Origin of the sequence: Vibrio sp. B181a, assembly GCF_030248375.1 — a bacterium.
Lineage (GTDB): Bacteria > Pseudomonadota > Gammaproteobacteria > Enterobacterales > Vibrionaceae > Vibrio > Vibrio campbellii.
In genome coordinates, this window is the sequence record NZ_JAHGAD010000059.1 from 1 (window position 1) to 11,202 (window position 11,202).

Here is an 11,202-nt window from a genome sequence, read left to right on the forward strand (position 1 = left end):
TCTCAAGTCACGCCAATGATGCCGCATTACCTCTCCAGCCTTGACCCGCTCGGTTGGCGCTACAACCTGCCAGATGCATTGTCGATAGAGGCATGGAACCCACTGGCCGATGCGCTGGGTAACTTTGGGGATGTGTATCCGCGTGGCGGCTTTGTGCTGCAGCGCCACCCCTTTAAATCCGCGGCGCTGAGCGCGTTTCGCGCCCTGCATGTGGTGACTCGCCGCGGTGAAAGCCGCGTCTATCAGCCGTTTGCGCCAGCCTCTCATGCTGGGTTTTGGCCGCCAAAACCGGTGAGCCCAAACAGCGACGACACCGCTTGGCAAATGCTGTCGCCCAAAACGCAGCGCGATGCCTACGTCTGGCCGCAGTTTGACGACAGCCTCAGCGCCACCGACCCCTACGCCACTCAAATCGCCGATGACGGGCAATACGTCTGGGCGGCGTGGCGGATGTACAAAGGCTGTCAGCGCCGCGGCAACCAACTGATTGCTCACTTTGGAGATTAATATGACTAAAACTGTTTTGTCTTCACTACTTTTCGCCTTGCTGCTGAGCACAAATGTGCACAGCGCCGTCGATGCCGGCGTCAGCGTCAAAGCCGATAATGCCGATGTGCTGCACTACACCTTAGGCGGCGGGCCGGTGATTGCGCTGCCTGCACGCAATCGCCGCATCAACTCTACCGCGCTGGGTGTGGGCTGGGACATGAACCTGCAGTGTGGGATGCTCGACCCAACCCTCACGGTCGAAAATCAGCTCAACGGCATCACCGATGGCTTCCAAGACATGATGGGCGACATGCTCACCAACGCCACCTCCGCGGTGCTCAGTCTGCCTGGTTACTACCTGCAGAAAAAAGACCCAGGTCTGTATGACTTGATGACCAACGGCGTGCTGCAGGGCAAGTTCGATTTTGACGATGCGCGCAGCTCGTGTGAAGCCATGGTGGAAACCATGGGCGAGATGAACACCGACAAAGCCTACGGCGCTCTGGCGCGCGCCGAGGCGTGGACCCATGCGGTCAAAAGTGGCGATGCGATACAGGCCAAAGAAGACGTGCTCAAAGACATGGGGGATTCAGGCATCACCTGGGTTGGCGGCGCCAAATACGGCGGTCGTCACCAACCGCCGATTAACGCCACCACCGATGCCAGCCGCGCGGGTTTTGCGCTGCTTAGCGATGAAGAGCAAAAAGAAAACGGCCAAGGGCTCTATCAATACTGGGACAGCGAAGAGGCCATGAGTGAGTGGGTCTCGCACGTGATTGGCAGTCAATCCGTGCAAACCGGCATGGACAAAAGCGACACCGACGCCACGCCCGGCATTGGCCTTAGCCAAGAGGTGACGCAGCAAAGCGCTGGCCTTGAAGATGAGCTTCGCCAAGCCATCAGCGACCAACAAGAGACGGACCATTTTCCACAAACCCTGGTTGATGCGCTTGGCGAGCGTAAAGTCGATGACCATACGCTCTCACGCATTGCCAGCGAACTGGCGCTCTCTCACGCGATTGAAAAAGCCTTGTATGCCCGCCGCGCCCTGCTGACGGGAAAGTATGAAGTCAACATCGCCCAGCACGAAACCGCGCAACGTGACATTGATGAGGCCATCACGCGTCTTGAGCGTGAAATTGACATGCTGCGCTACGAAGCGGAGGTCAGGCAACAAATTGGCACCCGCACCGCGCAGGCCGTCGTAGATGACTATCGCTACCAGCGCCCTCAAACCATTCCGCAAACCGAAAAAAACGAGTCGGTCTTTTTAGACAAAGAACGCTTTGAAAACGAACAGGAGTAAGCCCTCATGAATGCCACCACCACACCAACATCCACCTTGTGGCACCGAAGTCGCCACATACTGACACTGCTCTTTTGCTTAGCCGTCGCTTGCGCGCTGGCGCTGGCTTTTGACCGCGACACGCTCACCAGCAGTGCGTACGCCTGGTACATGATCATTGCGCGTTTGGCGTTCTATGGTCTGGCTCTGCTCAAAGCCAAGAGCATCCCAATCACCCTTATCAGCGTCATCATCATTAACGAGGGGCTATTGCTCGCTCAATACTTAGGAGTCCTCGCATGGTAGTCAACGATCCTCTTTCTGTGTTACTCACTCTCACCAGTTGGCAGATTTCCAGCAAGCTGTTTATGATCTTGAACCAAACGGGGATTATCGTGTTCATGCTTGCGGTGATCGTCTTCCAGGTTTGGTATGACGTCGCCCAAGAAGGCGAAGATGAGGGCAACAAAGGCTTGCTGAGCCTCAATCGCGCAGAGGTCAAGCTCATCTTAGCAAGTCTGGTGTGCTTTTTTGCCGCGGTGCCGATGGTCCCGGTCAACGTCAACACCTTAACCTTTGACCAAAATGCCAGCGAAACCTGCGGCGTTGGCATCACCAATGGGGCAACAAACAGCGACCAGAGCTCACTCAATGGTGAAATCGTGCAAGCGCCGCCCTGGTGGGTGTTTTGGCATGGCCTTTCTCAAGGCTTGACCAACGCTGCGGTCTCATCAGTGCCTTGTCATTACGACATCGAGCGCAGCATGCTGCAGCTGTCTCAAATTGACATTAGAAGCGAACAGCTAAGACAAGAGACGCAGGATTTTTACGAGCAGTGCTTTACCCGTGCGCGCTTAGCCATGAAATCCGCCGCGCGTGAAGAAAAGGTCGACCAAGACGATTTTGACGGCGCCAACTGGCTTGGCGGCGACTATTTTCTTAGCCGCAATAGCCATGCGCCGCGCACCACCTATGACGACTTACAAGCCGAGCACATTGTGTTTAACTTCCCCTATAACTCTGAGCGCGACGACCCAGTGCAACTGAAATACCGCCGAACTGCAGTTGATACCAACGCTGCCTATCCGATGTGCGATGAATGGTGGGACAGCACGCAAGGACGCAGTGACGGGCTGCGTGCCGGTTTACTGTGGCGTTTATTCTACGACATCGAAGAAAACAACCCACAACTGGTCCATGACGTGCTTGACTATGACGGCTTCTTTTCTCAAATCATGGGCTCGGAGACCACACCAGAAGACAAAGCCAATATGTTGGTACAGCGAGCATTGAGCGTGGAAAATCAATCAACCAGTGGCCGCATCGTGCGTGGCTATGGTCAGGTGCTTGATAAAACGCTCGATCACCAAGCCAGAGAAGTGTGGAATGGCGTAGCTGGATGGGTTGGCGTGGAAGCTGGACATCTACTCACGGGGCCGGCGTATTTTATTGTTCGAGAGGCGATGCCTATGCTGCAATCGATGCTCACCATGGTCGTGGTCATTGCCAGCCCACTGGTGCTGACGGTCAGCAATTTTTCCATGATGACGCTGATGTCCTTGTCGCTTTCGTACATGGGGCTGCAGTTCTTGACGTTTTGGTGGGAGCTTTGCCGCAGCTTAGACAGCAAGTTGTTGGAGTCCGTGTATGAGATGCATGAGAACTTTAACCCGCTGACGGGATCGCTCAACTACATGGATGATTCTATCTTGAAGTTTGTGATGATCGTCTTTTACGTGATCGTGCCGGCCATATGGTTTGGGATACTGGGTTACGCGAGCTATCGTGTGAATGGGGTATCGATGGACAGTGCAGTAGAAAAAGTAAATCAAACAACTCAAAGAGGATTCGACTTCGTCAGAAACACAGTTTCTAGCTCAATGAAGGGTTCCAAGTAGCTAACAAAGTAACTATGGCAATCTTATCGATTGTCATAGTTATAAACCCAGTGATCTTCATAGTATTCTTTTTCAGCCTCAGCCCAAGCATCTAAAGTTTTACTAGAACCCATATCCGCAAAAACGTTGTTTACTTCTTCAAGGGATATAGCTTCATCGCGAAACGTAATGTCTCGCTCTGCCTCTACCTCAGCATGCAGACGATTACCTTTGTCTTCTAGATAGGCCTGACGCCATCTTTTTAGAAACGCTAACATACAAGCCTCCTTTACAGATATGGTTAAATTACCGTCACTTTACGCCTTTATGCAGACAGTTGCAAATTGAGCGATTAAAGTTTCGTGTCATGTTCACACAGCTTACTCCCAAACTTTGTGGATAACTGTTTTAATGTTATTAAAAACAGACTATTGAGCGCCCATTCGACAAAATACCCTGAGGTTAAGATCCCCAATGACAGCAAAAATTCACTATGACATTCAACATATTAACGTCAAAAGCGATAAAGAGAGCGCTCAGCTGACCCAGCAGTGGCAACAGGTGTTACAAATTTGCCGTGAGGGATCTCTTGGTGAAATGGCACGAGCAAGACTGGCATTTAACCTTGTCGATTACATCACCAGTGAAGATCTGCCGTTTCGTTTGCTCATCACCCGGGCTCCCCAAGCCATGGCGGCTATCGGTGAAGAAGTCAACGTCTATAAAGAACATCGCGTTATCAACGGCAAGCAAAGCGGAATGGTGTATGCCAAAAGTGAACAAATGCTGCCAAGAGAAATCCACTACACGGATCAGTTTGTGGCGACTCGCTACGTCGATGGCCTAACCAGGGCGTTATCTTCGGCATCACTCATTGATTGCCTTAAAACCGGAGAGATCATCACGCCACTCGATGGTATCTTATTTCTCGGCTGTAAACGCATTGCTAGCGACATATCGCGTCTGAAAAAGTCAGCGCCAGACATGAACATCAATATGAAGCGTATAGAGGTTTCAGATAGTTTCACTGGTACATCGAGAAAGATGGCCAGTTATAAACTCAGCTAGGTAACACTTAAGTATTCTAGCTTGGTGATCACACACAGGTAAGAGCTTAGTCTGTGGAGGTTTTGGACAGAAATGAGCTAGAGTTTTTACCCTAACTCAGATCAGTTTGATTAGATTAAGCAGGGAAAAGCTAAGAGCGGCTTTGTTTTCGTAGATTTTCGACAATTGTCATAAAATCTAAATTAGGTGTTTTTTCCGACCATCTTTCCCAAAATTTTATGGTCTCGCTTAACGGCTTCTCTGTTGGCGGCGTTATTTTAATTCTACTCGGTAACAGTACCGAGTCCCCTACGACTAGAGCTTCACCAACATCCATGATAGGTAGAATATCCAACAAACTATCAAGGCTATCGGGAAGTAACTTTTTCACTGTAGATTGGTCTTCTGCATTCGTAAGACGTAATGAAATAACATTATTACATTGGCTCAAAATAGTGGTACTGACATCTGAAGGTCTCTGACTCACAATAAAGAGAGCCACACCATATTTACGTCCTTCCTTCGCTATTTTTTCAAACGATTCGATTGCTCTTTTTTCTACAGGATTCTTTCCATCTTTTTTTGGTAAGTATAAGTGTGCCTCATCGCATACCATTGCTATCGGGTGTCTACTCTCATGACTTGTCCAAAACTGAATCTGATATATAAGTCTACCCACCAACCCAACCATTACAGGTAAAATATCGGATGGTACTTCTGAGAAATCGATCACTTTAATTTGCTCTTTCTCGCTTTCAAAGTTCATCAATTTTGCAACTAAATGCCCCAAAGCATTGTAATCATTTTCAGTAGCTGAAGCTTGAAATAAAAAGCCGTATCGACGATCATCAAGTTTGCTCTGAATTCTTGCAAGCAATCTATCGAATTGCCCATGATACGGGCCATTTTTCTCTGTATTAGGCTTCGCTCCTGGTATCCTTTCTTCATTTAAATACTTGATCACATCAACAACATCCGTTATTTCATAAGGGATTGGACTATCCAAAGTGAATGCATCCAATACATCTTTTTTCCCCAAAGCAGTCAAAATGGAAGTTTTTGCATCTACAACGGCCTCTTGAAATTTAGAAACTTGGTTCTGAGCATTAAAATTGGAGTTGTCTATAAACAAAGATTGCATTTCGTCAGCATTTAGCAGCCAATAAGGCAAGTAAAGAAGTTCATCATTACTTGATCCTAAGTCTTCAGGGCCAGGTATCCTAAGTTGCTTGGCATAGGTCAGACTTTTATATTCACCATGCAGATCAAACACTATTAAATTTGATGAAGGTAGCTTTGCCGCACGTTCAAGAATTGATGCAACAGTCCAAGATTTCCCCGAACCTGTGCTACCCAACAATGCCGCGTGGCGTTGGAAGAATTTATTACCATCTAAATATGCTTTAGCATTTTCATCAATAACATAGCCCCCTAAATCTAGGCTGTGATCTGTTTCAGAGGCAGATACTAGGATATTCATAAATGCTTCTAATTCGTTTCCCATCAGAGCAAAGGCTTTTGCGTCAATGTCAGGAACTTGCATTAAAGAACGAGTAAATACTGGAGCAGTATCTAAAGCATTCCATCTCACTGAGCCTACTAAAGATATTTTCACAGTGTTGATAACATCCTCTATAGCACCTTCCAGTTCTAGTCCATCATTGTCATCAATGACCTCTGTGCTAGCCAAAGATACTGATTTTGTAACTTTTTCAACAATAGCTACCAACCATGTTTCCACACCAGAGAATACTTCAAGGCAAACGAGTTGACCGACTCTCGCCTTTCGTAGGTCTTCATCAGATTTGACATGGATAGAGACCTTTCGTGTATCAACATCCCTTACCGTCCCAATAAGAGATATATTTGGATCAAATTTAAAAATAGCCATCTTACTAACGTCCCATTATTTCATTCGCAAAGTGCTCAAAGCGCCACAACTCTTTATCTTCGAGGTATAGCCATTCATCAAACTGGTTGTTATAGATTCGAGTAGAGTTATCCTGTTCTGATTTGCAAACTAACCAAGTATTCTTGGTCTCAAGAAGCAATTTTTCTATTCTTGGATTGGAATCACGGGTGATAATCAATCCGTCTGATTGATCTTTTGTCAGCTTGTCTGTTATCGCATTATTGACAAGCTGAGTATCGTTAAATCCAAAACCTAAGAATAGAAAACTTTTGTGAGCACGAACTGCATCATCGTATTCACCAAGTAAAACGTCTCGGTAGTCATGAAGCTTTTCATGCTTAGATGTACCAGGTGTAATTAGTAATCTTTCATAACCGTTTGGTGGTTGTTGCCACTGGTCGCACTCTACAACTTCTCTGTCTTTACAGAAAACGTTTAATGAGCCATGTACCTTATACAATTTCACATGATTCAGAAGACGTGTGACAAACTGTTTTTTTCTACCTACTTGTACCGACTCTGAATAAGTCATTTGACGCTGAGATTGCTTCCAATTTAGCGACTTTATTGCACCACCCCAAAATCCCGTTGTGTAAGGAACTTTACAAGTCGACATCGCAATTTCTGCTAAAAGGTCATAATTCGGGGTGGCCATATGGAGAACAGGATTGCTCTGTGGGAGTTTTTTGACTAGGCGAGATATAATCTCATTCGCTGTCCAGTTACAGGGATCTGATAATATTTTGTCTACATTATCATTCTGTACTGAGGCAACAATCGTAGCGGTCTCATTTACTACGCAATTAAGCAGAATTGAATCTGAAATATTATTCATTGCAGCTTCAAAATCAGAGCTATCTTCAAGTAGCGTTAGGACTTTATCCCACTCTTCAAGTTGTTGCGAATTTAAATCATACTTAGGAATAACATTTCTCAAGTGCAGTTCAAGAGCTGGCATACCAAAACCAAGGTCTACCGCGCATGATGTGCCAGTAGCAAACATAATGAATGGAATTTCATCGAAGAACTTCTGTAGTGCCTGATAAGCGATTTCTTGGGTGAGCTTTTGTTTCACTTAGTTTTGAACTCGACATAGAATCATTTATGCAACAAGTACCACACTTAACTTAAAGTTTCTATGGTATTCATCATGCTATCAATAAATTAAGCCTTTCAATTAAGTTACCTCTGACGTTTATGATAGCATTAGCTTTGTTTATGGGAACCCAAGCCTATTAATTTGAAGTGAGGTTATAGCCGTAACACGCAATGGGGCAATGATTCGCCCGCACCTTCTAGCCTCATATCTCCTTTAGCCATTGTGTAGTATCATTGATGCTTTATTGACCAACCAGACCGCGACGCAACACTTAGCAAAAACAGGATGAAATGTGAGCAAATTACCTAAACCGACAAAAAAGCAGAAGCAATTTAGCATTAACCCAGAAGGAAAAGGAATAAAACGGATACCTAAGGAGTTAAACACCATGGCTATCCGCAAGCGGATAGAAGACATAGAGGAGCAAAGAGCATGGGATAAGGCGTGGCGTTTATGAGCGCAAGAAATCTCTCCGAGCTTCTCAACACCACGCTCCTCATTCACGCTGAAAAACTGAGTAACTTAGACAGAGACATGCTGACAGGCTTTCTCGATCAACTCAATCGTGACCAAGCCTTGTCAGAAAAACAAATGAAACGATGTCAAAAGTTAGTGCAAAAAACCAACCAAGACTGCGTCTTTATTCACGACACACCAAACGCCCCATAATAGACCAGACAACGTCACTTTTCGATGTTATCAACCCAACCGTTATCCAGCGTCAATCGACTCAATACCTTGTCCATCAAATCTTTGATTTCGATTTTTTGGGTCCCATCTGGCGCATGGTGCTCCGCTGAGCGTTTCGCGTTCGTCAAGCTTTTCATAAAGATGGCTTCGCTGTCCATCACTGTGTGTTTAGCGTTAAAATAGGTGACCTGGTAGGTCGGCATGATGTATCCCTTATGTTACGAAGTGCAGATTTCAATATAGCATTGTTTCGTGTTTTCTTGCTCAAGTGGATTGAGGCTCTGACTAAAAATTGACTCGACAAGCGACTGATTATCAACGAGTATAAAGACAAAGCGTACATCGTATAATGGCTATTACCTCAGCCTTCCAAGCTGATGATGCGGGTTCGATTCCCGCTGTACGCTCCAATCCCACCAAACTACGCACACTATGACTGAACTTTTTCATCGCCGAACACTCATTAAACAACTGAACACCCTACTCGACCCCACTCGCCATGACATGAAATCAACACCCGATATGTCGTGGGTGTTGCCGATGCTCAGAGACACGTTGTTTGAAGAGACGCTGCGCCTAGCAAACGGCAATCAACGTAAAGCCGCGCAAATGCTCGGCGTGAGTCGTGGCACCTACGCTAAACACATCAAGCGCATCACCACGCTGTAAAAGAAGCAGTAGGCGGCTTTTGAATGTAAGGAAGGTGCTTCGCATTCAGCAAGCCCTTCTCCCACCGGTATCATCAGCTTATTACCTCGCTCGCAAAAACCATGGCAGGGAGTGATAACCTTCCCATTAACGTGGTGTGCGTTGACGTTGCTCCTCTTGCCGCAGCACTTGCCAAATGTCGGGTAACCGATGACCTTGTTTTTGCAAGTGCATGACCATCTGTGATTGATGATTTGCATCCCTCGGAGGTTCCACGCCAAACGCCGCCTCTTTACATCGACGCGCTTGTTCGAGGTGGTCGAAGTTCGCCGTGACCTCAAGCAATGCGGCTTCCACTTGGCGGTGGTTGTAACATCGCGAGGTCAACGTTCGCGCGATGACGCTGAGCCCAAGGTGCATGGCCATCATTCGCGCCAACGCCTTGGTGATGTCGGCGCGGTCATCGATGCGTTGCTGCTCATAAAAAGGGATAAGGTGAACATAAAACTGCGCCGGTTTGACGCTCATCATTAAGCGCTGTCGAACCATTTGCGATGAGGCATTGGGAATACGCTCAAGAATACGGGCGATACGGCGGCGCAATAAAGCATCGTTACGTGAACTCATGACAATGAAAATAATCGAGACCAGAGGTTCATCTTGCCACATCCTTTCTCACGCTTGCGCCTGCATTTTTTGATGTGCGTCGTATAATGTTTCTATTCACCATCAACACGATACCGTCATGCCTTATAAACCCATTGATAATACTTATTTGCTGGCCAGCTTGGACTCACTTTTGACTCAAACTCGTGACAGCCACACCGCCAGACCAGATGTGTCTGCGTTGGTGCCGTTTGTACGCGATGTCGTCTTAGAGGAGGTGGTCATTCATTGTCGAGGCAATCAAGCCAAAGCCGCGCGCATGCTCGGTATCCACCGCAGCACGCTGCGCACCCATCTGCGTCGTATCCAGCGACAAAAAAGCCCGCAACGAAAGTTACGGGCGAATATTGAACGATTGAGACGCTAGGCACCGCCTCAATAAAACAGTCGTAGACTGAACTTCGTCGGTAGTCCCTTATGTAAGGGAGAGGAAAGTATACCAAGTCGCCAAGAAAAAACGTTGAACCTCGCTCTCATCAAAGCGTTAAGTGGCTGATAAAGCGCGTAATAGTGAAGGTTGGCAAAAAGAAAAAGCCAGAGCCGAGGGGTAATGGGTCTCTGGCAATCACTATGGGGAGTTGTACAAGCCCGAGTGTAAAAGTAACAACGTAAGTGCTAGTTTCGCTCTGGGATGACGAGCGAATGCGCACCATACCGCACCATTAATGACAATTCCGTTAATATCATTCACAAAACCGCGTATTGATAAACGGTTTCTCATGAGCTTGACAATGACTTGGCCCTCTTTTACCCTAAATTGGTCAAACGTTGAGCACTGACGCGCAGTGTTAAGCACACGGGGTTTACCCCCCTTAAATGGCGTTCTGAAACGTGTCGCGGCTTCTTACTCGATAAGAAGTTGGAATGCATCACTGATAATGCCAGCCTCGGCTGACATTCACCTTCTACCACCCATAGGGAACCTTCCCTGTGGGCAAGTGTTTCCTGATTTTTTACAGGATAAACACATGGACTCTTCAACCCTACTCGATAACCTGATGTTTTGGGGCATTTTTCTACCGGTCTTCTGGCTGGTTTGGAAAAGTCACGCACCTCGCCTATGGCTTGGTGCGTATTGGACGCTGTTTCAACGCAACCTCATGCCAATATTGCGCATGAAACGGTCGCGTCAGCGACCATAACCACGGCCATCGAGTCGAATCACTCACCCACTGGGAGCTTATTCCCAGTGGGGTGGCTCCTTTTTTATTTGGAGCCTTATCATGAGTCAACCCACCCCACCGCTTTTTGGTCACTACGTGCGCAGTGAAGCCTTAAATCCTAAGGACTTCATTGACATCACGCCCTTGGCAAAGCAAGCGGGCTTTTACTTTCCGTACACGGGTATCAGTCAACACGCCTACTTCCAGGCGATTGATGTCTCCGATGCGATGGTTACCTGCAGCAAAGACGATTTAACCCGTCAGTTGCTAAAATTGGCTTGGCGCGCGGCGCGTAAAGTGCCGACACAGTCGCAAGTGGTGTTTAC

General features: G+C 47.3%; 16 protein-coding genes and 1 tRNA gene. 12 read left to right on the plus strand and 5 right to left on the minus strand.

All coding sequences use genetic code 11. The annotated features are described in order from the left end of the window. The 4 genes from KIO97_RS21675 to KIO97_RS21690 all read left to right on the plus strand — a co-directional run. A partial coding sequence (locus tag KIO97_RS21675; RefSeq protein WP_285383910.1) for a TraU family protein occupies positions 1–507 on the plus strand: 507 nt, incomplete at its 5' end. 1 nt (position 508) lies between these two features. Then, positions 509–1,795 (plus strand): integrating conjugative element protein, encoded by a 1,287-nt coding sequence (locus KIO97_RS21680; protein WP_285383911.1) that lies wholly within the window; start codon positions 509–511, stop codon positions 1,793–1,795. A 6-nt stretch (positions 1,796–1,801) separates the two neighbouring features. Then, positions 1,802–2,080, plus strand: a complete 279-nt coding sequence (locus KIO97_RS21685) for a hypothetical protein (RefSeq protein WP_285383912.1) — start codon at positions 1,802–1,804, stop codon at positions 2,078–2,080. Continuing rightward, positions 2,074–3,672 (plus strand): conjugal transfer protein TraG N-terminal domain-containing protein, encoded by a 1,599-nt coding sequence (locus KIO97_RS21690; RefSeq protein WP_285383913.1) that lies wholly within the window; start codon positions 2,074–2,076, stop codon positions 3,670–3,672. Before KIO97_RS21685 ends, KIO97_RS21690 begins: the two co-directional genes overlap by 7 nt. Before the next feature lie 23 nt (positions 3,673–3,695). Here the strand turns inward: KIO97_RS21690 and KIO97_RS21695 are convergent, their stop codons facing one another. Further along, positions 3,696–3,929 carry a hypothetical protein gene (locus tag KIO97_RS21695; protein ID WP_240307020.1) on the minus strand — a complete coding sequence of 78 codons (234 nt, stop codon included), beginning with the start codon at positions 3,927–3,929 and terminating at the stop codon, positions 3,696–3,698. A 196-nt stretch (positions 3,930–4,125) separates the two neighbouring features. Between KIO97_RS21695 and KIO97_RS21700 the strand changes: the two genes are divergently transcribed. After that, complete coding sequence (locus KIO97_RS21700) at positions 4,126–4,719, plus strand: hypothetical protein (protein WP_285383914.1); 594 nt, start codon at positions 4,126–4,128, stop codon at positions 4,717–4,719. A gap of 130 nt (positions 4,720–4,849) precedes the next feature. Here the strand turns inward: KIO97_RS21700 and KIO97_RS21705 are convergent, their stop codons facing one another. Both KIO97_RS21705 and KIO97_RS21710 read right to left on the minus strand, forming a co-directional pair. Then, positions 4,850–6,589 (minus strand): ATP-binding protein, encoded by a 1,740-nt coding sequence (locus KIO97_RS21705; RefSeq protein ID WP_285383915.1) that lies wholly within the window; start codon positions 6,587–6,589, stop codon positions 4,850–4,852. Between the two features lie 4 nt (positions 6,590–6,593). Beyond that, positions 6,594–7,685 carry an SIR2 family protein gene (locus KIO97_RS21710; RefSeq protein ID WP_285383916.1) on the minus strand — a complete coding sequence of 364 codons (1,092 nt, stop codon included), beginning with the start codon at positions 7,683–7,685 and terminating at the stop codon, positions 6,594–6,596. Positions 7,686–8,001: 316 nt separating this feature from the next. On the opposite strand from KIO97_RS21710, the gene KIO97_RS21715 reads away from it, so the two are divergent. After that, positions 8,002–8,166 (plus strand): hypothetical protein, encoded by a 165-nt coding sequence (locus tag KIO97_RS21715; RefSeq protein WP_285383917.1) that lies wholly within the window; start codon positions 8,002–8,004, stop codon positions 8,164–8,166. Further along, complete coding sequence (locus KIO97_RS21720; protein WP_285383918.1) at positions 8,163–8,378, plus strand: hypothetical protein; 216 nt, start codon at positions 8,163–8,165, stop codon at positions 8,376–8,378. Before KIO97_RS21715 ends, KIO97_RS21720 begins: the two co-directional genes overlap by 4 nt. 14 nt (positions 8,379–8,392) lie before the next feature. Here the strand turns inward: KIO97_RS21720 and KIO97_RS21725 are convergent, their stop codons facing one another. After that, positions 8,393–8,602 (minus strand): hypothetical protein, encoded by a 210-nt coding sequence (locus KIO97_RS21725; RefSeq protein WP_285383919.1) that lies wholly within the window; start codon positions 8,600–8,602, stop codon positions 8,393–8,395. Positions 8,603–8,734: 132 nt separating this feature from the next. Between KIO97_RS21725 and KIO97_RS21730 the strand changes: the two genes are divergently transcribed. Together KIO97_RS21730 and KIO97_RS21735 are read left to right on the plus strand one after the other, a co-directional pair. Next, positions 8,735–8,809 (plus strand) — tRNA-Gly (locus tag KIO97_RS21730). 22 nt (positions 8,810–8,831) lie between these two features. Next, complete coding sequence (locus KIO97_RS21735) at positions 8,832–9,068, plus strand: helix-turn-helix domain-containing protein (protein ID WP_285383920.1); 237 nt, start codon at positions 8,832–8,834, stop codon at positions 9,066–9,068. Between the two features lie 126 nt (positions 9,069–9,194). Here the strand turns inward: KIO97_RS21735 and KIO97_RS21740 are convergent, their stop codons facing one another. Beyond that, on the minus strand, positions 9,195–9,716 hold the full coding sequence (locus KIO97_RS21740; protein ID WP_285383921.1) for a hypothetical protein: 522 nt from the start codon (positions 9,714–9,716) through the stop codon (positions 9,195–9,197). Positions 9,717–9,792: 76 nt separating this feature from the next. Between KIO97_RS21740 and KIO97_RS21745 the strand changes: the two genes are divergently transcribed. The 3 genes from KIO97_RS21745 to KIO97_RS21755 all read left to right on the plus strand — a co-directional run. Beyond that, on the plus strand, positions 9,793–10,080 hold the full coding sequence (locus tag KIO97_RS21745) for a helix-turn-helix domain-containing protein (protein WP_285383922.1): 288 nt from the start codon (positions 9,793–9,795) through the stop codon (positions 10,078–10,080). A 601-nt stretch (positions 10,081–10,681) separates the two neighbouring features. Then, a complete protein-coding gene (locus tag KIO97_RS21750) occupies positions 10,682–10,855 on the plus strand; it encodes a hypothetical protein (protein ID WP_285383923.1) in 174 nt (57 codons plus the stop codon). An 81-nt stretch (positions 10,856–10,936) separates the two neighbouring features. After that, positions 10,937–11,202, plus strand: a 266-nt coding sequence (locus tag KIO97_RS21755; RefSeq protein ID WP_285383924.1) for a hypothetical protein, incomplete at its 3' end; no start/stop codon positions are given.